Source organism: Pseudomonas sp. GW823-FHT06B06, assembly GCF_058795195.1.
This window is the reverse complement of sequence record NZ_JBXAHO010000016.1, coordinates 70,898-89,175: the sequence shown is the minus strand read 5'-3', so window position 1 is coordinate 89,175 and position 18,278 is coordinate 70,898. Positions and strand designations below refer to the sequence as shown.

Below are 18,278 nucleotides of genomic sequence, written 5' to 3'. Positions count from 1 at the left end.
GCGCACGAGGAGAATCGAATGCTTCCGGCTCTATGGGTTGCCAAAACCGGTCTGTCCGCCCAGGACACCAACCTGACCACCATTTCCAACAACCTGGCCAACGTGTCGACCACGGGTTTCAAGCGTGACCGCGCCGAGTTCCAGGACTTGCTGTACCAGATCAAGCGTCAGCCAGGGGCCCAGTCGACCCAGGACAGCGAACTGCCATCGGGCCTGCAACTGGGTACCGGTGTGCGCATTGTCGGCACCCAGAAAAACTTCAACGCCGGCAGCCTGCAAACCACCGAGCAACCCCTGGACATGGCCATCGACGGTCGCGGCTTCTTCCAGATCCTGCAGCCGGACGGCACCACGTCCTACACCCGTGATGGTACTTTCCACCTGGACTCCAACGGCCAGATCGTCAACGCCAGCGGCTTTGCCCTGGAGCCGGCAATCGTCATTCCGAACGACGCCCAGACCTTCACCGTGGGCAAGGACGGCACCGTGTCCATCACCGTCGCCGGCAACCCGGCTTCCCAGGTGATCGGCAACCTGCAGACCGCCGACTTCATCAACCCGGCCGGCTTGCAAGCGGTGGGCAACAACCTGTTCCTGGAAACCGCCGCCAGTGGCGCGCCGCAAGTTGGCACCCCGGGCCTCGCCGGTTTCGGCACCACGCTGCAGAACACCCTGGAAACTTCCAACGTCAGCACCGTTGAAGAGATGGTCAACATGATCACCACCCAACGCGCCTACGAGATGAACTCCAAGGTGATCTCCACCGCCGACCAGATGCTCTCGTTCGTAACGCAGAATCTGTAATCAAGTCTATGAGGCGGCCGTGCGGCCGCCTGCAGCACCGTGAGGTAGGGTCATGAAACGCTTCGTCTCTGTTCTGGCATTGAGTGGGATTACCGCGCTCGCAGGCTGCGTGCCCGTGTCGCCCAAGCCCAATGACCCTTACTACGCCCCGGTGTTGCCGCGCACGCCGTTGCCGGCTGCCGCCAACAACGGTTCGATCTACCAGGCCGGTTTCGAGCAGAACCTGTACAGCGACCGCAAGGCGTTCCGGGTCGGTGACATCATCACCATCACCCTGAACGAGAAGACCCAGGCGAGTAAAAACGCCAACTCGCAAATTGGCAAAAACAGCAAGACCGGCATCGGCCTGACCTCGCTGTTCGGTAGCAGCGCAACCACCAACAACCCGTTCGGCGATGGCGACCTGAGCCTGAGCGCCAGCTATGAAGGTGACCGCGCGACCAAGGGCGACAGCAAGGCCGGGCAGGGCAACAGCCTGACCGGTTCGATCACCGTGACGGTGGCGGATGTCTTGCCCAACGGCATCATCGCCGTGCGTGGCGAGAAGTGGCTGACCCTCAACACCGGTGACGAACTGGTACGGATTGCCGGCCTGGTGCGCGCCGATGACATTGCCACCGACAACACCGTGTCGTCGACCCGCGTCGCCGATGCACGCATCACCTACTCGGGCACCGGTTCCTTTGCCGATGCGAGTCAGCCAGGCTGGTTCGACCGTTTCTTCCTCAGCCCGCTGTTCCCTTTCTAGGTGGTCACCTTGCATTTCAAAAGCCTCATGGTGGCCGCATTGTTGATGTCTGCGGCCTTCAACGCTCAAGCCGAGCGCCTGAAGGACATCGCCAGCATTTCCGGCGTGCGCACCAACCAATTGATCGGTTACGGCCTGGTGGTCGGGCTTAACGGCACTGGCGACCAGACGACGCAAACCCCGTTCACCTTGCAGACCTTCAACAACATGCTCTCGCAGTTCGGCATCAAAGTGCCGCCGGGTTCGGGCAACGTGCAGTTGAAGAACGTCGCGGCAGTCTCGATCAGTGCCGACTTACCGGCCTTCGCCAAGCCAGGTCAGCAGATCGACATCACCGTGGCCTCCATCGGTAACTCCAAGAGCCTGCGCGGCGGCACCTTGCTGCTGACGCCGCTCAAGGGGATCGACGGCAACGTCTATGCGGTGGCCCAGGGCAACCTGGTGGTCGGCGGTTTCGATGCCGAAGGTCGCGACGGCTCGAAGATCACGGTCAACGTGCCGTCGGCCGGTCGCATCCCCGGCGGTGCCTCGGTCGAGCGCGCCGTGCCGAGCGGTTTCAACCAGGGCAACAGCCTGACCCTGAACCTCAACCGTTCCGACTTCACCACGGCTAAGCGCATCGTCGACAAGATCAACGACATGCTCGGCCCTGGCGTGGCCCAGGCCATCGACGGCGGATCGGTGCGCGTCACCGCGCCGCTGGACCCAAGCCAGCGTGTCGATTACCTGTCGATCCTGGAAAACCTCGAGATCGATCCGGGGCAGGCGGTGGCCAAGGTCATCATCAACTCGCGCACCGGCACCATCGTGATTGGCCAGAACGTCAAGGTTTCGCCGGCCGCCGTCACCCACGGCAGCTTGACCGTGACCATTACCGAAGACCCTATCGTCAGCCAGCCAGGTCCGCTGTCCAATGGCCAGACGGCCGTCGTGCCGCGCTCGCGGGTCAACGCCGAGCAGGAAGCCAAGCCGATGTTCAAGTTCGGCCCGGGCACCACCCTCGACGAAATCGTGCGTGCGGTGAACCAGGTCGGCGCGGCACCGGGCGACCTGATGGCGATTCTTGAAGCACTGAAACAGGCTGGCGCCTTGCAAGCCGACCTGATCGTGATCTGAGGACGGCGACCATGGACATGAACAAGAGCGGTCGGGTCAGCAGCAGCGATTCCGGTGCTTTTTCCGACCTGAACCGGCTGAACCAGCTCAAGGTCGGCGACAAGAACAGCGACGCCAACATGCGCAAGGTGGCGCAGGAGTTCGAGTCGCTGTTCCTTGGCGAGATGCTCAAGTCGATGCGCTCGGCCACCGAATCGTTGGGCAAGGACAACCCGATGAACACCGCCGAAGCCAAGCAGTACCAGGAAATGTACGACCAGCAACTGGCGGTTTCGATGTCCCGCGAGGGTGGCGGTATCGGCCTGGCGGATGTGCTGATGCGCCAGATGTCGAAGAACAAGCCGCTGGCGCCGGGTGAGGCGGCAACGCTGTCCGCCGCCAAGCAAGAGGCCGCGAAAGCCGCTGCGCAAACCCCGGTGGCCGCCGGCACGACGGCGCTCCATGGGCCGCTGTCGCGGGTCAATGGCGAACGTCCATTGTGGGCTTCACGTTCGGTCAGCGCACCGAGCGGCGAGGGCGCGCACCGCAATGACATGGCGCTGATCAATCAGCGCCGGCTGGCGCTGCCGCCGAAACTGGCCGATCGCTTGCTCGCGGGCCTGGTGCCTTCCGCCACGCCAACCAATGCTGGGGTGGTCAACAAGGCGCCATTGCCTGAGCGCGTCGCAAGCAGCGGTTCCGGACCCTTGTACAACGGCGACTGGCTGGCCAATGCCCAGGCAGCTGAGAGCGGGTCCCTGCAGATTCACGGGCGCGCCATCGCACAAATCCCCTTGGCGCCAGCGAAAAAAGCCTTCAGCAGCGCCGACGAATTCGTTAGCACCATGCTGCCGATGGCCAAGGAAGCGGCCGACCGCATTGGCGTCGATCCGCGCTACCTGGTGGCCCAGGCCGCCCTGGAAACCGGCTGGGGCAAATCGGTCATGCGCGCCCAGGATGGCAGCAGCAGCCACAACCTGTTCGGCATCAAGGCCGGCAGCAGTTGGAAGGGTGATTCGGCACGGGCGATCACCAGCGAATTCAGGAACGGCGAGATGGTCAAGGAGACGGCCGAGTTCCGTTCCTACGACTCCTACAAGGACAGCTTCCATGACCTTGTCACGCTGCTGCAAACCAATAATCGCTATCAAGATGTAGTGAAGTCGGCCGATAACCCGGAACAGTTTGTGCGCGAACTGCAAAAGGCCGGTTACGCAACCGACCCGGCTTACGCCAGCAAGATTTCGCAGATAGCCAGGCAGATGACGAGTTATCAGAACTACGCTGCGGCGGGCGTTTCAACCACGCCTTTATAGACTAAGGGTCTGAACCATGAGTTTGCTCAACATCGGAATGTCGGGTCTGTCCGCTAGCCATGCATCGCTGGTGACTACCGGTAACAACATTTCCAACGTCGATACCGTCGGGTACTCGCGCCAACAAACCGTGCAGAACAGCAAAAGCTCCATTCAGTACGGCAATGTGTTCATCGGCACCGGCACCACGCTGGCCGACGTACGTCGGGTGTACAACAGCTACCTCGACGCGCAGTTGCAGACCTCGACCTCGCTCAACAGTGATGCGCAGGCTTACCTGGGCCAGGCCACCCAGGTGGACAAACTGCTGTCCGACAGCGGCACCGGTGTGACCAAGACCCTGCAGTCGTTCTTTTCGGCGATGCAAACTCTGGCTGGCAGTTCCAATGACAACGCCGCGCGCCAGGCCTTGCTGACCAACGCCCAAGGCTTGAGCGGCCGCTTCAATGCCATTTCCCAGCAATTGAAGCAGCAAGGTACCTACATCAACGATCAGCTGGGTTCGATGGCTGACCAGGTCAACAAACTGGCGTCGACCGTTGCGGCGTACAACAAGAAAATCAGTGAAGTCAGCAGTTCGGGCGGCACGCCCAACGAGCTGCTGGACCAGCGTAACGAAACCATCCGCCAGCTCAATGAACTGGTGGGCACCCAGGTCACCGAGACCGAAGGGCGCATGGATATCTACCTGGGCAGCGGCCAGCCATTGGTGGTGGGCGACACCGTCAACAAACTGCGCGTGGCGGCCGACCCAGCCGACCCGACCCGTTCCTCGGTCATCATGGATCGCAACGGTTCGTCGATCGACATCACCAACGTGATGAGCGGCGGCGAGATGGGCGGGCTGTTGCGTTATCGCAATGATGTATTGACCCCGGCAGTCAACGGCCTGGGGCGTATAGCCATGGTCGTGGCCGATCAGGTCAACAAGCAATTGGGGCAGGGGCTGGACCAGAGCGGCAACTTCGGCGCCGCGTTGTTCAATGACATCAATAGTGCCGCGGCCATCAGCCAGCGCAGCATTGCCAATGCCAACAACGACCCGACGTCCGGCAACCTGAACGTCACCATCAAGAACACCAGCAAGCTGGCGGCCAGTGATTACCAGGTGACCTTCACCAGCGCCACCGGCTACAGCGTACGGCGTTTGTCGGACAACACCGACATGGGCAGTTTCGACCTGGGCGCGACACCGGCACCGGTCATCGACGGCTTCAGCCTGAGCCTCAATGCAGGCCCGGTGAATGCCGGCGACACTTTCAAGATTACCCCGACCCGCAGCTCTGCCGCAGACATGGCCACGGTCATGACAGACACCAAGACCCTGGCCACGGCCGCTCCGCTGACGTCCACCAAGGCTGCGGGAAATAACGGTACCGGCGCTGTCGGCCAGCCGACCCTGAGCACAAGCCTGGACATCTACGACCCGGTTCAGCGCCTGGAAGTGCAGGCGGCGGTCAAGGCATCGATGCCGGTTCGCATGCTCATGACTAGCGCCACCGCCTATGAAGTGTTCGACGCCAAGGGCACCAGCATCGGCACCGGGAACATCGTGCCTGGCCAGAACAACGACCTGAATATTTCGGTGCCCTACACCGATGCCGGCGGCGCTGCCAAAACCTTCAAGGTGGCGATGACGGTCAGCGGCAGCCCGGCATCGGGCGACAGTTTCAACATTGCCATGACCGGAGCCAGCAGCACCGACAACCGCAATGCTCAGGCGCTGCTGGGGCTGCAATCCAAGGCTACGATCGGCGCCACTGCCACCAGCCCGGGCGTGAGTTTTACCGAAGCGTATGGTGGTCTGGTGACGACCGTCGGCTCCCTGACCAAGCAGGGTCAGCTGGATGCCACGGCCACCGACACCATCGTGACCGGTGCACGCAACGCGCGGGACTCGCTGTCGGGCGTCGACCTCGACGAAGAGGCGGGTAACCTGACCAAGTACCAGCAGTACTACACGGCCTCTTCGCAGATCATCAAGACTGCGCAGGAAATTTTCAGCACCCTGATCAATGCCCTTTAAGGAGCCGTAGAACATGCGTATTTCTACCGCACAGTATTACGCCACGACGGCTGCCAACTATTCGCGCAACCTCAACAACGTGATGAAGACGGCGGAGCAGGCCAGCAGTGGTGTGAAGCTCGAGACCGCGGCAGATGATCCGGTCGGCGCGGCGCGGCTGCTGCAACTCGAACAGCAAAAAGCCATGCTGGGTCAGTACACCACCAACATCAACGCCTTGAATACCGCTCAGGCGCAGGAAGAAGGCGTGCTCGACACTATCAACAACGTGCTGCAGAAAGTCAGCGAGTTGGCGATTCGGGCGGGTGGCGGATCGTTGAACGACGATGACCGCAAATCCATCGCCGCTGAGCTCAAACAGTCCGAAGAGCAATTGCTGAGCCTGATGAACAGCAAGGACGCAAACGGCAAGTACATCTTCTCCGGCGCCAGCAACAACACGCAGCCATTTGTACGCAATGGTGATGGCACCTACAGCTACCAGGGCGACCAGACCCAGTTGGAACTGAAAATCGGCGATTCGATGTCGCTGGGCCTGAACGATACTGGGTGGGACGTTTTCCAGCAGGCGATCAATGCTGCACGTAGTTCGACCACAATGACCGCACCCGCCGTCGATGACGGTCGTGTAGCGCTTTCGCCCGGTCTGGTGAGCTCAGGTCCGACCTTCGATGCGAATTTCCGCAGCGGTCAGCCTTATACCCTGTCGTTCGTCAGTAGCACCCAGTACAAGATCACCGATGCATCGGGTAATGACGTGACCGCTGAAGCAGGTGGCGGTGGCAAGTTCGATCCGAATGCCAAGGGCGGTTCCGACGTCGATTTCCGCGGTGTGACCTTCAAGCTGGACATAACGTTCCAGGCCGGCGACACCCCCGCCGACTCCGCCAGTGCCGATGCGGTCATCGCTGGTCACAGCTTTCAGTTGACGGCCAAGCCTGACAGCTTCGTCGCCAACCGCGCGCCGAGCAACACTTCGACTGCGATCATTTCCCAGGCCGTAGTGACCAACGCGAGCGATTACAAGAGCTTCTTCCCGGAAGGCGGGGCGGTGCTGAAGTTCACCGGTCCCGGGACTTTCGAGATGTATGCGCGTCCGTTGACTGCTGGCAGCACGCCAGTGACCACTGGGACCGTGACCGCTGGCGTGGCGACGGCAGCTGGTGTCAGCTTTACCCTCGGCGGCACGCCGGCGGTTCCAGCGGCAGGTGATCAGTTCGATATTGCGGTCAACACCCACCAGACCCAGAACGTGCTCGACACCATCAGCCAGCTGCGTTCGGCGCTCGATGCACCGACCCAGGGCAACCCGGTCGCACAACGTTTTCTCGAAGATACCGTGGCTTCGGCCATTGCCAATCTGAACAACTCGAAGAACCAGGTCGACCTTGCCCGTGGCGCCATCGGTGCCCGTGGCAACGTCATGGACATGCAGACCGAGCAGAACACCAGCACCGGCCTGATCAACGAATCGAGCGGAAATTCGATCAAGAACACCGACCCGGCGGAAGTGCTGACGCGTCTGACCTTGCAGCAAACCATGCTGCAGGCCGCGCAACTGGCATTCGCCAAGATTTCCCAGCTGAGCCTGTTCAACAAGCTTTGAGTCAGCCCTGATCACTCCGCGGCCGGTCCCTGTCATAGGCGACTGGCCTTTTTTTTGGGTTCTTTTTTGAATGTAACGAAGCGTGGCAGGACGCGATCCGGACCACAAAATCAAATAAAGCATCGAACTCTGAGTGACCCGTCGGTCAAAACGCGCATCTTCACTGTATCCTGTCTGCGGGCGGTGAAGGTGGTGGGCTGTTCAAGGTGAATCCTTGAGTCCTGACGTTGCCTCCTCTGGGGGCCAGGCCCTGTCTGTAGACGCCCTCGATTCAGCGAGCGGCGATGTTCAGCTGTTTATTATTGGGAAGCCATAATGATTGGCATAAAAAATATAGCGAGTTACGTGCCGACAGCCGGGGTTGATAACTACGCCCAGGGTGCAAAGTTCGACAAGGACGAAACCTTCATCCTTGGCAAGATCGGCTCGGCATTTTTGCCGCGCATGGCTGCCGATCAGGAAACCTCCGACCTGTGCGTCGAAGCAGCCAATGCGCTGTTTGCCGCCAGTCCCGAACTGAAGCGTGAGTCCATCGACTGCCTGATCGTCGTCACCCAGAACGGTGATGAGGAAGGATTGCCGCACACCGCTGCGATCGTTCAGGACAAGTTGGGCTTGCCGACCCATGTCGCCGCTTTCGATATTTCCCTGGGCTGTTCCGGTTATGTGTACGGCCTCTATGCGATCAAAGGCTTCATGGAGGCGGCAGGGCTGAAGAACGGCCTGCTGATCACCGCTGACCCTTACTCGAAGATCGTCGATCCGGAAGACCGCAACACCACCATGTTGTTTGGCGATGCTGCGACTGCCACCTGGATGGGCGAAAATGCGGTCTGGCAATTGGGCAAGTCGAAGTTCGGTACTGATGGTTCCGGCGCGCCGCATCTGAAGGTCACCGATGGGGTGTTCTTCATGAATGGCCGCCAGGTCTTCAACTTTGCCTTGCTCAAGGTTCCGGCGCATCTGCATGAGTTGCTGGAGGAGTCGAATTTGCAGGCCAGCGATATCAACGCCTTCTGCATTCACCAGGGCAGCGCGGCGATTGTCGATGCCGTGGCGCGTCGTTTTGAAGAAGGCGAGCCCGAGAAGTTCGTCAAGGACATGCTCGAAACCGGTAACACGGTGTCGTCGAGTATTCCGCTGCTGCTGCAGAACCACGTGTTCGATTCCAAGTGGACTCGCGTGGCCATCAGTGGCTTCGGCGTGGGCCTCTCGTGGGGTTCGGCGATTCTCTATCGCGGCTGATCGGTTTTTCAGCGCTCGTGAACAAACATGCCCGGTAACGCAAATTATCGGGCGTTTTGCGTTTTCCTGGCGCCAGCTTTCTGGCTCTAAAGCCCTGAAAATAAAGGGCTGGCACCCTGCCACTAAAAATTTGCAAAAAACCCCTCAAGCAAAGCCTCTTCACGACGATAACTATTACGTAGGTTCTCTAGGCCAAACCCGACGGATGTCAGGGCCGGAAGCCGAAGTATCCATCCAACGAGGATTTCGTCATGGCTTTAACCGTAAACACCAACCTTGCTTCCTTGACCGTTCAGAACAACCTGAACAAAGCTTCCGGCAATCTGCAAACTTCGATGCAGCGCCTGTCCTCCGGCCTGCGTATCAACAGCGCTAAAGACGACGCTGCCGGCCTGCAAATTTCCAACCGTCTGACCAGCCAGATCAACGGCCTGGGCACCGCGATCAAGAACGCCGGTGACGGTATCTCCATCGCGCAAACTGCTGAAGGCGCGATGCAGGAATCCACTAATATCCTGCAAAAAATGCGTACCCTGGCTCTGGCTTCCGCGAACGGCTCGCCAAGCGCTGAAGACCGTAAGTCGAACAACGCTGAATACTCGGCTTTGACTGCTGAGCTGACCCGTATCGCTACCACCACTACTTTCGGTGGTCGTAACCTGCTGGACGGTTCTTTCGGTACTACTGCTTTCCAGGTCGGCTCTAACTCCAACCAGACCATCAACATGACTCTGGGCGACGTATCGGCTAACAATATCGGCTCCCAGCAGATGAAGACCGCATCCCTCACTGCAGGCGCGGGTGTGACTACTGGTACCGTAACGGTCGTTGGTAGTGGTCAAACTGCCACTCTGACCATTGGCACTGCTGACTCTGCGAAGAAGACCGCAGCCCAGTTCAATGGCGCTATCGGTGGTCTGACTGCCACTGCCAGCACAGAAGCTCAGTTCGCATTCGGCGCTGGTGTTGCCCCTGCTACTCCTGCTACTTTCACCATGCAAGTGGGCACTGCTTCTGTCGATTTTATTGGTGTAACTAGCGCGGCCGACATGGCTGAGCAGCTGAAATCCAACGCTGCGAAGTTGGGTATCAGTGTCAACTACGACGTTTCCAAAGGCTTGTCGATTAAGTCCGACACCGGTGAAAACATTGCTTTCACTGCTATTGGCGGCAGTGCTGGTGCTATCACGATCGCTACTAAAAACGGTGCCGGTACCTATGGTACTCCAGCAGCGCTTACCGCTACATTGGTTGCCACAGGTGCTGTCTCGCTGAACTCCACCAGCGGTTACTCTGTAAGCGGCACTGCCGCGACTATTACCGACCTCTTCGGCACCGCTACTTCTTCCGTTAAAAAAACTGTTTCCAACACTGACGTGACTACCGCTGCCAACGCTCAGAACGCGATTGACGTAATCAGTCAGGCTATTTCCGCCATCGACTCCCAGCGTGCCGACCTCGGTGCGGTACAAAACCGTTTCGACAGCACCGTAGCCAACCTGCGCAGCATCTCGGACAACTCCACCTCTGCTCGTGGTGTGATCCAGGACGTTGACTTCGCGGCTGAAACTGCACAGCTGACCAAGCAACAAACCCTGCAACAGGCTTCCACCGCGATCCTGTCGCAAGCCAACCAGCTGCCATCGGCAGTACTGAAGCTGCTGGGTTAATTCCAGCGCGTGGTAAATAACGGAAGGGCGCGTTTACGCGCCCTTTTGTTTTTTCATGATCGGGAGGTCAGGCATGGACATGAGCGTCAAGTTGAATCAGTCCTATCCCGCTGTTGCTCCTCAGGGCGTAACACCGAGTTTCACTGAAAAGCCAGAGCAGCCCAAGAATGAATCGGTAAAGGCCTCGAGCGTCGAGCCTAAGCGAGACGAGCTGGAAAAAGCTGTCACTGATATTCAGGAGTTTGTCCAGGCTGCCCAGCGCAATCTGGATTTTTCCATTGATGATTCCACTGGTCGGGTCGTGGTCAAGGTCATTGCTACCGAAACGGGACTGGTGATTCGTCAGATCCCATCGGAAGCTGCACTTAAACTGGCACAAAGTCTGTCGGACGCCAGTAGCTTGTTGTTTGACGACAAAGTTTGAGCTGGCATGATTTTTGTTGCTGTCGCTGTTTAAGACGTTCCTGGTCAAGAAAACGGCAGCCACTGGATAAGGAGAGAGAAGATGGCGGGTACATCGGTTAGCGGTATTGGTTCGAACATCGATACCCAGGCGATTGTGAAGTCTTTGGTGGACTCTGAAAGAGCGCCAAAACAGACGCAAATCAACAATCAAACACTGAAAGCAACCACCTCGCTGTCGTCGATCGGCAAAATCCAGGCGGCGCTGGATGCCTTCCGTGGCGCATTGGATAACATGAAAACCGCCTCCAGCTTCAGTGGTTTGAGCGGTATTTCTTCCGATGAAAAGGTCGCCTCCGTGACCACCGGTAACGGTGCGGCGGCAGGCAACTTCTCGCTGCTGGTCACCCAGCTGGCAACTGCATCGAAAATTTCGACCAAGGTCTACACCGACGGCGCCTCTGCGGTGGTCAATGCCGGTGCGGTGCCATCCACACTGACCATTAAGCAAGGTACCGACACCTTTGATGTCAGCATTCCTGCGGGTGCGACGTTGCAGCAGGTCCGCGACTCGATCAACTCCCAGTATTCGAACCAGGGCTTGAGTGCCAACATCCTCACCGATGCCAACGGTTCCCGGATGGTGCTGACTTCCAATAAAACCGGTGTCGGTTCGAACCTGACCCTGGCAGGTAACTCGGGTCTGGAAACCGGTGCCTCGGTTCTCGCGACGCCACAGAACGCCAAGTACACACTGGACGGCGTGGCGATGGAATCCAAGAGCAATACCATTGCCGATGCTGTGAGCGGGATCACCCTCAAGTTGACAGGCGTTTCTCCGGTTCCTGCCAGCGGCACGGCGACGCCAACGACTATCACGGTGTCCGCCGATACGGCGACCTTGAAGTCTGCGGTCAAGGGGTTTGTCGATACCTACAACGCGCTGATCAAGGCGGCCAACACCGAAACCCAGGTTACAACCAACGCCGATGGTTCGATGACGACTGGCGCTCTGACGGGCGATGCGTCCCTGCGTTCGCTGCTGTCGTCGGTACGTACCGAGTTGAACGCCATGGGCGGCACCGGTCAGATGAAGTCCCTCGCTCAATTTGGTGTCGAGACTGATCAGAAGACCGGTCTGCTGTCGATCAACGATAAGATTTTTGATGCAGCAGCACTTACCAATGCCGCTGATATCAAAGGAATCTTTGCCGGCGATACCGGTTTGCTTGCGCGCATGAAGTCCGCCACCGACAGTTTCGCGCAGAAAACTACCGGGGTTTTTGCAGCGCGCTCGTCGAGCTTGAGTGACAGCCTCAATGATCTCAAAAAGCAACAGGACTCCCTCGATGCGCGGATGGCCAGCTTGCAAACCAGTCTGAGCGCCAAATACACGGCCATGGACTCGCTGGTGGCCAGGCTGCGCGCCCAGAGCGACAGCATCATGACCACGCTCAATGCGCTGAACAATCCGAAGTCGGACTGATCCGCATCAGATATGAAAAACCCAGGCAGGCTGTCATGGCTGCGCCTGGGTTTTTTCTTTGGCGCAGTGGCAGCGTTAAAGTTCTGCGCCGATCAGTCGACATAAAGATCAGAGCCTTCCCAATTTCAAGCTGTTGTCTGTCACGAGGTAGAACCATGAACCCCATGAGAGCCCTTCGCCAATATCAGAAGGTCAATTCCCATGCCCAGATCTCTGAAGCCAACCCCCATCGCCTGGTACAGCTGCTGATGGAGGGCGGGCTGGATCGCATGGCTCAGGCCAGGGGCGCCATGGAGCGTGGCGACATCGCGCTCAAGGGGTTGATGCTGGGCAAGGCGGTAGACATCATCATCGGCCTGCGCGACGGCCTGAATCCGGAAAAAACCGATGATCCGGCTTCGCTGCAGCAGCTCGATAATTTGTACGCCTACATGATGACGCGTCTGATGGAAGCCAATCGCGAAAACGATGCTGCCATCATCGACGAAGTAGCAGGTTTGCTCGAAACCCTTAAAAGCGGCTGGGATGCGATTGGAACCCCACAGGCCTGACGGCCGAGGATGACGTCATGAGTCAAGCACTGCGGCGAATTGAAGAAACCCGTGAAGCCCTGGTCGATGCCCTGGCGGCGCGTAACTGGGACATGATTGGCGAACTTGATGTGGCGTGTCGCGAATGCGTCGATGAGGTGCTCACCGAGGCGCCGATCGACGAGGAAGCATTACGCACCCACCTTGAGAGCCTGCTGGCGGTGTACAAAGATTTATTGACGGTGACGATGGGCGAGCGTCAGGCGATAGTCGATGAGATGTCGCAGATCAACCAAGCGAAGAGTGCCGCAAAGGTTTACCATCTGTTTGGTTAATTATTTTCTGCTTAATCCGTGCTTATTGCGCCATAAATTTGACTGTGAACGGTTTTTTGACTTTACTAGTGGCTGTTTCCAGATTTCGGGCGTCTACAGGCATTAACGGTCTGCAAGCGTCTAGCTTGCCCACTCATTTCGGGCACCGGGTCGACTAGGGAAGTTACGATTGCATGTGGCGTGAAACCAAAATTCTGCTAATCGATGACGATAGCGTTCGCCGCCGCGACTTGGCGGTGATTTTAAATTTTCTCGGCGAAGAAAATTTACCCTGCGGTAGCCACGACTGGCAGCAGGCTGTCGTCTCTTTATCTTCTAGTCGTGAAGTGATCTGTGTCCTTATCGGGACGGTCAATGCTCCGGGTTCTCTTCAGGGCTTGTTAAAGACACTGTCGACATGGGATGAGTTCCTTCCGATTTTGCTGATGGGCGATAATTCTTCCATCGACCTGCCGGATGACCAGCGTCGCCGGGTGCTGTCGACCCTGGAAATGCCACCCAGCTACAGCAAGTTGCTCGATTCGCTGCACCGTGCCCAGGTCTATCGCGAGATGTACGACCAGGCCCGCGAGCGCGGTCGGCATCGTGAACCCAATCTGTTCCGCAGCCTCGTCGGCACCAGCCGGGCGATCCAGCACGTGCGCCAGATGATGCAGCAAGTGGCCGACACCGATGCCAGCGTGCTGATCCTCGGTGAGTCCGGGACCGGCAAGGAAGTGGTTGCGCGCAACCTGCACTACCACTCCAAGCGCCGCGAGGCACCGTTCGTGCCGGTCAATTGCGGGGCGATTCCGGCCGAGCTGCTGGAAAGCGAATTGTTCGGCCATGAGAAGGGCGCGTTCACCGGGGCGATCACCAGCCGTGCCGGGCGTTTCGAGCTGGCCAATGGCGGCACGCTGTTCCTTGACGAAATTGGCGACATGCCACTGCCGATGCAGGTCAAGCTGCTGCGCGTGTTGCAGGAGCGTACGTTCGAGCGCGTGGGCAGCAACAAGACCCAGAGCGTCGATGTGCGCATCATTGCGGCGACCCACAAGAATCTCGAAAGCATGATCGAGATCGGCACCTTCCGCGAAGACCTTTACTACCGCCTGAACGTGTTCCCGATCGAGATGGCGCCGCTGCGCGAGCGCGTAGAAGACATTCCGTTGCTGATGAACGAATTGATCTCGCGCATGGAGCACGAGAAGCGCGGTTCGATCCGCTTCAACTCCGCGGCCATCATGTCGCTGTGCCGTCACGGCTGGCCGGGCAACGTCCGCGAGCTGGCCAACCTGGTGGAGCGCATGGCGATCATGCATCCGTACGGGGTGATCGGCGTGGTCGAGTTGCCGAAGAAATTCCGCTACGTTGACGATGAAGACGAGCAACTGGTCGACACTCTGCGCAACGATCTCGAAGAGCGGGTGGCAATCAACGGCCATACGCCGGACTTCACCACCCATGCGATGCTGCCACCTGAAGGCCTGGACCTGAAGGATTATCTCGGTGGCCTGGAGCAAGGCCTGATCCAGCAAGCGCTTGATGATGCCAATGGCATTGTTGCGCGCGCCGCTGAACGCCTGCGTATCCGTCGGACCACGCTGGTGGAAAAAATGCGCAAGTACGGCATGAGTCGTCGTGACGGTGATGAACAGGCGGATGATTGACGCCTGTTTTTCAAGTCGTTCATTTTCAAGCAGTTTTTTTTAGGCACGGGTATTGCTATAGCCCTCGCAACGTTCCGTTTCACTGACGGTCAGCCAAGCGAGAGAGCACCCCATGCCCCCATCCGCCCAGATGTCTCCTGCTCCCGATACCTTGGGGGATGCCCTGGGGCAATCGTCGTCGGTAGAGCAGGCGAGCCGGCTTGGCCTTGAGCAGGCGTTTGCCCTGTTCAACCAGATGTCGAGCCAATTGACCAACTCCTACAGCATGCTCGAAGCCCGGGTGACCGAGCTCAAGGGTGAGTTGGCGGTGGTCAGCGCCCAGCGCATGCAGGAGCTGGCGGAGAAAGAACGTCTGGCCAACCGCCTGCAACATCTGCTCGACCTTTTGCCTGGTGGCATCATCGTCATCGACGCCCAGGGCATCGTGCGCGAAGCCAATCCGGCGGCGTATGAACTGCTCGGCCTGCCCCTCGAAGGTGAGCTGTGGCGACAGGTCATTGCCCGTTGCTTTGCGCCCCGTGAAGACGACGGTCATGAAGTCTCCCTCAAGGATGGTCGGCGCCTGTCGATTGCCACCCGTTCGCTGGATGCCGAGCCTGGCCAGTTGGTGCTGCTCAACGACCTGACCGAGACCCGTCATCTGCAAGATCAACTGGCGCGCCACGAACGCCTGTCTTCCCTGGGGCGCATGGTGGCGTCGCTGGCGCATCAGATTCGCACGCCGTTGTCCGCGGCCTTGCTCTACGCCAGTCACTTGACTGAGCAGACGCTGCCGGTGGTCACCCAGCAACGCTTTGCCGGGCGGCTCAAGGAGCGCTTGCATGAGCTGGAGCATCAGGTGCGCGACATGCTGGTGTTCGCGCGCGGCGAGCTGCCATTGACCGACCGCGTGACGCCGGCGCAGCTGATGCAGGCGCTGCAGGCGGCGGCACTGGCGCATGTGCAGGACTTGCCGATTCGCTGGCAATGCGACGCCCATGCCGGCGAACTGCTGTGCAATCGCGACACCCTGGTGGGCGCGGTCCTCAATCTGATCGAAAACGCCATTCAGGCCAGTGCCTCTGATGTGCGCTTGAAGGTGCACCTCTACACCCGTGGCAATCACCTGCGCTTGTGCGTCAGCGATAGCGGCAGTGGTATCGACGAAGCGGTGCTGGCGCGTCTGGGGGAGCCGTTTTTTACCACCAAGGCCACCGGCACCGGTCTCGGCCTGACCGTGGTCAAGGCAGTCGCGAGGGCGCACCAGGGCGAGTTGCGCTTGCGCTCGCGGATCGGTCGCGGCACCTGTGCGCAGGTACTGCTACCGCTTTTTGACAGTGCCCAGGGAGTGGAGTGAAGCTCATGGCTATCAAGGTTCTACTGGTCGAGGATGACCGCGCGTTGCGTGAAGCGCTGGCAGACACGCTGTTGCTGGCCGGCCACGATTACAAGGCCGTGGCATCGGCGCAGGAAGCCCTGGAGGCCGCAGCGGGCGAGGTATTCAATCTGGTGGTCAGCGACGTCAACATGCCGGGCATGGATGGTCATCAGTTGCTCGCTTTGCTGCGGGCGCGGCAGCCGCAACTGCCGGTGCTGCTGATGACCGCGCACGGTGCCGTCGAGCGCGCGGTGGATGCGATGCGCCAAGGGGCGGCGGATTACCTGGTCAAGCCGTTCGAGCCCAAGGCGCTGCTCGACCTGGTCGCACGGCACGCCCAGGGTAGGGTCGGCGCCACCGATGGCGAAGGGCCCGTGGCGTTCGAGCCGGCCAGTGCACAGTTGCTGGAGTTGGCCGCGCGGGTGGCGCGCAGTGATTCCACGGTGCTGATCTCCGGTGAGTCCGGCACCGGCAAGGAAGTGCTGGCGCGCTACATTCACCAGCACTCTCATCGGGCCAGTCAGCCGTTCATTGCGATCAACTGCGCGGCGATTCCGGACAACATGCTGGAGGCCACGCTCTTCGGGCACGAAAAGGGCTCGTTCACCGGCGCCATCGCGGCGCAGGCCGGCAAGTTCGAACAGGCCGATGGCGGGACGATCCTGCTCGATGAAATTTCCGAAATGCCCTTGGGGTTGCAGGCCAAGTTGCTGCGGGTGCTGCAGGAGCGCGAGGTTGAGCGAGTAGGTGCGCGCAAGCCGATAGCCCTGGATATCCGTGTGGTCGCGACCACCAACCGGGACTTGGCGGGTGAGGTGGCGGCGGGGCGTTTTCGTGAAGACCTGTACTATCGCCTGTCGGTATTCCCCCTGGCTTGGCGGCCGTTGCGCGAGCGCACTGCCGATATCCTGCCGCTGGCCGAGCGACTGTTGGCCAGGCACGTCAATAAAATGAAGCATGCCGCGGCCAGGCTGTCGCCCGCGGCCCAGGCGTGCCTGATCGCCTATCCGTGGCCGGGCAACGTGCGTGAACTGGACAATGCGCTGCAGCGTGCGTTGATCCTGCAGCAGGGCGGGGTGATCGAGCCGCAGGATTTCTGCCTGAACGGACCGATCGCCTGCGCGCCGTTGCCGGCATTGGCGCCAGCGCCGACGCCGGTGCGGGCGGTCGAGGCTGAATCTGGCGGCGCGCTGGGCGACGACCTGCGGCGCCGTGAGTTCCAGATGATCATCGACACCTTGCGCACCGAGCGCGGCCGCCGCAAAGAGGCCGCCGAGCGCCTGGGCATCAGCCCGCGCACCTTGCGCTACAAGCTGGCGCAGATGCGCGATGCCGGAATGGACGTGGAAGCGTATTTGTTTGCCACCTGACCCACCGTGACGCCCGGTTCTCCCGTAGGAGCCAGGCTTGCCGGCGAACCAGGCGCTGCGGTGTATCTGTAATACCGCGTTCGTTCTTCGCCTGTAGGAGCGAGGCTTGCCCGCGAAGAACGATGACGCGGTCTACCAGAAATACCGTGGTGTCTGGTTCGCGGGCAAGCCTCGCTCCTACGGGAGGGGGCGCGCTGCCGGTTTTGTGTGAGGTGGACGCTGAGCTGGCACCCTTGTTGCTAACACCTCGTTACCCGCTGAGTGAGCGTCAAAAAATTGCGGGCCGCCAGAGAGAGTAGAGCATGAGCCAAGGTATTGAATTCAATCGATTGATGCTGGATATGCGGGCCATGCAAATGGACGCCATGTCTGCGCCGAAATCGACTGCCGCCGTCCCTGAATTGAATGGCAGCAGCTTTGCCGACATGCTCGGTCAGGCCGTCAACAAGGTCAACGACACCCAGCAGGCTTCCACGTCGTTGGCCAACGCCTTCGAGATCGGCAAGAGCGGTGTCGACCTGACGGACGTGATGATTTCCTCGCAGAAGGCCAGCGTGTCTTTCCAGGCATTGACCCAGGTGCGCAACAAGCTGGTTCAGGCGTATCAGGACATCATGCAGATGCCGGTTTAAGGACGAG

Annotated in this window: 16 protein-coding genes; all 16 read left to right on the top strand. The window is 59.7% G+C overall.

Going from position 1 to position 18,278, the window contains the following annotated elements; translation table 11 throughout:
- The first annotated feature begins 18 nt into the window (after positions 1 to 18).
- The 16 genes from flgG (at position 19) to fliE (ending at position 18,271) form a co-directional block, all read left to right on the top strand.
- Positions 19 to 804: a flagellar basal-body rod protein FlgG gene (gene flgG, locus AC1Q8Q_RS16600; protein ID WP_008055493.1), complete on the top strand. Its 786-nt coding sequence runs from the start codon at positions 19 to 21 to the stop codon at positions 802 to 804.
- 52 nt (positions 805 to 856) lie between these two features.
- Positions 857 to 1,552: a flagellar basal body L-ring protein FlgH gene (flgH, locus tag AC1Q8Q_RS16595; RefSeq protein ID WP_020796937.1), complete on the top strand. Its 696-nt coding sequence runs from the start codon at positions 857 to 859 to the stop codon at positions 1,550 to 1,552.
- 27 nt (positions 1,553 to 1,579) lie between these two features.
- Positions 1,580 to 2,668 carry a flagellar basal body P-ring protein FlgI gene (locus AC1Q8Q_RS16590; protein ID WP_042955327.1) on the top strand — a complete coding sequence of 363 codons (1,089 nt, stop codon included), beginning with the start codon at positions 1,580 to 1,582 and terminating at the stop codon, positions 2,666 to 2,668.
- An 11-nt stretch (positions 2,669 to 2,679) separates the two neighbouring features.
- Positions 2,680 to 3,963: a flagellar assembly peptidoglycan hydrolase FlgJ gene (flgJ, locus tag AC1Q8Q_RS16585; protein ID WP_020796939.1), complete on the top strand. Its 1,284-nt coding sequence runs from the start codon at positions 2,680 to 2,682 to the stop codon at positions 3,961 to 3,963.
- Between the two features lie 16 nt (positions 3,964 to 3,979).
- Positions 3,980 to 5,989, top strand: coding sequence for a flagellar hook-associated protein FlgK (gene flgK / locus AC1Q8Q_RS16580; protein WP_492615265.1), 2,010 nt, complete (start codon positions 3,980 to 3,982; stop codon positions 5,987 to 5,989).
- Positions 5,990 to 6,002: 13 nt separating this feature from the next.
- A complete protein-coding gene (locus AC1Q8Q_RS16575; RefSeq protein ID WP_168757439.1) occupies positions 6,003 to 7,595 on the top strand; it encodes a flagellar hook-associated protein 3 in 1,593 nt (530 codons plus the stop codon).
- Positions 7,596 to 7,910: 315 nt separating this feature from the next.
- A complete protein-coding gene (locus AC1Q8Q_RS16570) occupies positions 7,911 to 8,840 on the top strand; it encodes a ketoacyl-ACP synthase III (protein ID WP_168757440.1) in 930 nt (309 codons plus the stop codon).
- 251 nt (positions 8,841 to 9,091) lie between these two features.
- Positions 9,092 to 10,510 carry a flagellin N-terminal helical domain-containing protein gene (locus AC1Q8Q_RS16565; RefSeq protein WP_492615264.1) on the top strand — a complete coding sequence of 473 codons (1,419 nt, stop codon included), beginning with the start codon at positions 9,092 to 9,094 and terminating at the stop codon, positions 10,508 to 10,510.
- Between the two features lie 73 nt (positions 10,511 to 10,583).
- Positions 10,584 to 10,934 carry a flagellar protein FlaG gene (locus AC1Q8Q_RS16560; protein WP_492615263.1) on the top strand — a complete coding sequence of 117 codons (351 nt, stop codon included), beginning with the start codon at positions 10,584 to 10,586 and terminating at the stop codon, positions 10,932 to 10,934.
- An 81-nt stretch (positions 10,935 to 11,015) separates the two neighbouring features.
- On the top strand, positions 11,016 to 12,398 hold the full coding sequence (fliD, locus tag AC1Q8Q_RS16555) for a flagellar filament capping protein FliD (protein ID WP_168757443.1): 1,383 nt from the start codon (positions 11,016 to 11,018) through the stop codon (positions 12,396 to 12,398).
- A 155-nt stretch (positions 12,399 to 12,553) separates the two neighbouring features.
- The gene (gene fliS, locus AC1Q8Q_RS16550; RefSeq protein WP_168757444.1) at positions 12,554 to 12,949 is read left to right on the top strand and encodes a flagellar export chaperone FliS; all 396 of its coding nucleotides are present in this window, start codon (positions 12,554 to 12,556) and stop codon (positions 12,947 to 12,949) included.
- Between the two features lie 17 nt (positions 12,950 to 12,966).
- Positions 12,967 to 13,263, top strand: a complete 297-nt coding sequence (gene fliT / locus AC1Q8Q_RS16545; protein ID WP_168757445.1) for a flagellar protein FliT — start codon at positions 12,967 to 12,969, stop codon at positions 13,261 to 13,263.
- Between the two features lie 173 nt (positions 13,264 to 13,436).
- Entirely contained in the window at positions 13,437 to 14,912 is a 1,476-nt protein-coding gene (locus AC1Q8Q_RS16540; RefSeq protein ID WP_020796949.1) for a sigma-54 dependent transcriptional regulator, read from the top strand.
- A 130-nt stretch (positions 14,913 to 15,042) separates the two neighbouring features.
- Positions 15,043 to 16,248 (top strand): sensor histidine kinase, encoded by a 1,206-nt coding sequence (locus AC1Q8Q_RS16535; protein WP_492615275.1) that lies wholly within the window; start codon positions 15,043 to 15,045, stop codon positions 16,246 to 16,248.
- A 5-nt stretch (positions 16,249 to 16,253) separates the two neighbouring features.
- The gene (locus AC1Q8Q_RS16530; RefSeq protein ID WP_436277282.1) at positions 16,254 to 17,639 is read left to right on the top strand and encodes a sigma-54-dependent transcriptional regulator; all 1,386 of its coding nucleotides are present in this window, start codon (positions 16,254 to 16,256) and stop codon (positions 17,637 to 17,639) included.
- Positions 17,640 to 17,941: 302 nt separating this feature from the next.
- On the top strand, positions 17,942 to 18,271 hold the full coding sequence (gene fliE / locus AC1Q8Q_RS16525; RefSeq protein ID WP_033044919.1) for a flagellar hook-basal body complex protein FliE: 330 nt from the start codon (positions 17,942 to 17,944) through the stop codon (positions 18,269 to 18,271).
- Positions 18,272 to 18,278 lie beyond the last annotated feature (7 nt).

What these genes read in the sequence shown, in the direction of transcription:
- flgG (WP_008055493.1), top strand. Translation starts at nt 19, where the DNA reads ATGCTTCCGGCTCTATGGGTTGCCAAAACCGGTCTGTCCGCCCAGGAC.
- flgJ (WP_020796939.1), top strand. Translation starts at nt 2,680, where the DNA reads ATGGACATGAACAAGAGCGGTCGGGTCAGCAGCAGCGATTCCGGTGCT.
- AC1Q8Q_RS16560 (WP_492615263.1), top strand. Translation starts at nt 10,584, where the DNA reads ATGGACATGAGCGTCAAGTTGAATCAGTCCTATCCCGCTGTTGCTCCT.
- fliE (WP_033044919.1), top strand. Translation starts at nt 17,942, where the DNA reads ATGAGCCAAGGTATTGAATTCAATCGATTGATGCTGGATATGCGGGCC.
- flgK (WP_492615265.1), top strand. Translation starts at nt 3,980, where the DNA reads ATGAGTTTGCTCAACATCGGAATGTCGGGTCTGTCCGCTAGCCATGCA.
- AC1Q8Q_RS16590 (WP_042955327.1), top strand. Translation starts at nt 1,580, where the DNA reads ATGGTGGCCGCATTGTTGATGTCTGCGGCCTTCAACGCTCAAGCCGAG.
- AC1Q8Q_RS16565 (WP_492615264.1), top strand. Translation starts at nt 9,092, where the DNA reads ATGGCTTTAACCGTAAACACCAACCTTGCTTCCTTGACCGTTCAGAAC.
- AC1Q8Q_RS16535 (WP_492615275.1), top strand. Translation starts at nt 15,043, where the DNA reads ATGTCTCCTGCTCCCGATACCTTGGGGGATGCCCTGGGGCAATCGTCG.
- AC1Q8Q_RS16530 (WP_436277282.1), top strand. Translation starts at nt 16,254, where the DNA reads ATGGCTATCAAGGTTCTACTGGTCGAGGATGACCGCGCGTTGCGTGAA.
- AC1Q8Q_RS16575 (WP_168757439.1), top strand. Translation starts at nt 6,003, where the DNA reads ATGCGTATTTCTACCGCACAGTATTACGCCACGACGGCTGCCAACTAT.
- fliS (WP_168757444.1), top strand. Translation starts at nt 12,554, where the DNA reads ATGAACCCCATGAGAGCCCTTCGCCAATATCAGAAGGTCAATTCCCAT.
- flgH (WP_020796937.1), top strand. Translation starts at nt 857, where the DNA reads ATGAAACGCTTCGTCTCTGTTCTGGCATTGAGTGGGATTACCGCGCTC.
- AC1Q8Q_RS16540 (WP_020796949.1), top strand. Translation starts at nt 13,437, where the DNA reads ATGTGGCGTGAAACCAAAATTCTGCTAATCGATGACGATAGCGTTCGC.
- fliD (WP_168757443.1), top strand. Translation starts at nt 11,016, where the DNA reads ATGGCGGGTACATCGGTTAGCGGTATTGGTTCGAACATCGATACCCAG.
- fliT (WP_168757445.1), top strand. Translation starts at nt 12,967, where the DNA reads ATGAGTCAAGCACTGCGGCGAATTGAAGAAACCCGTGAAGCCCTGGTC.
- AC1Q8Q_RS16570 (WP_168757440.1), top strand. Translation starts at nt 7,911, where the DNA reads ATGATTGGCATAAAAAATATAGCGAGTTACGTGCCGACAGCCGGGGTT.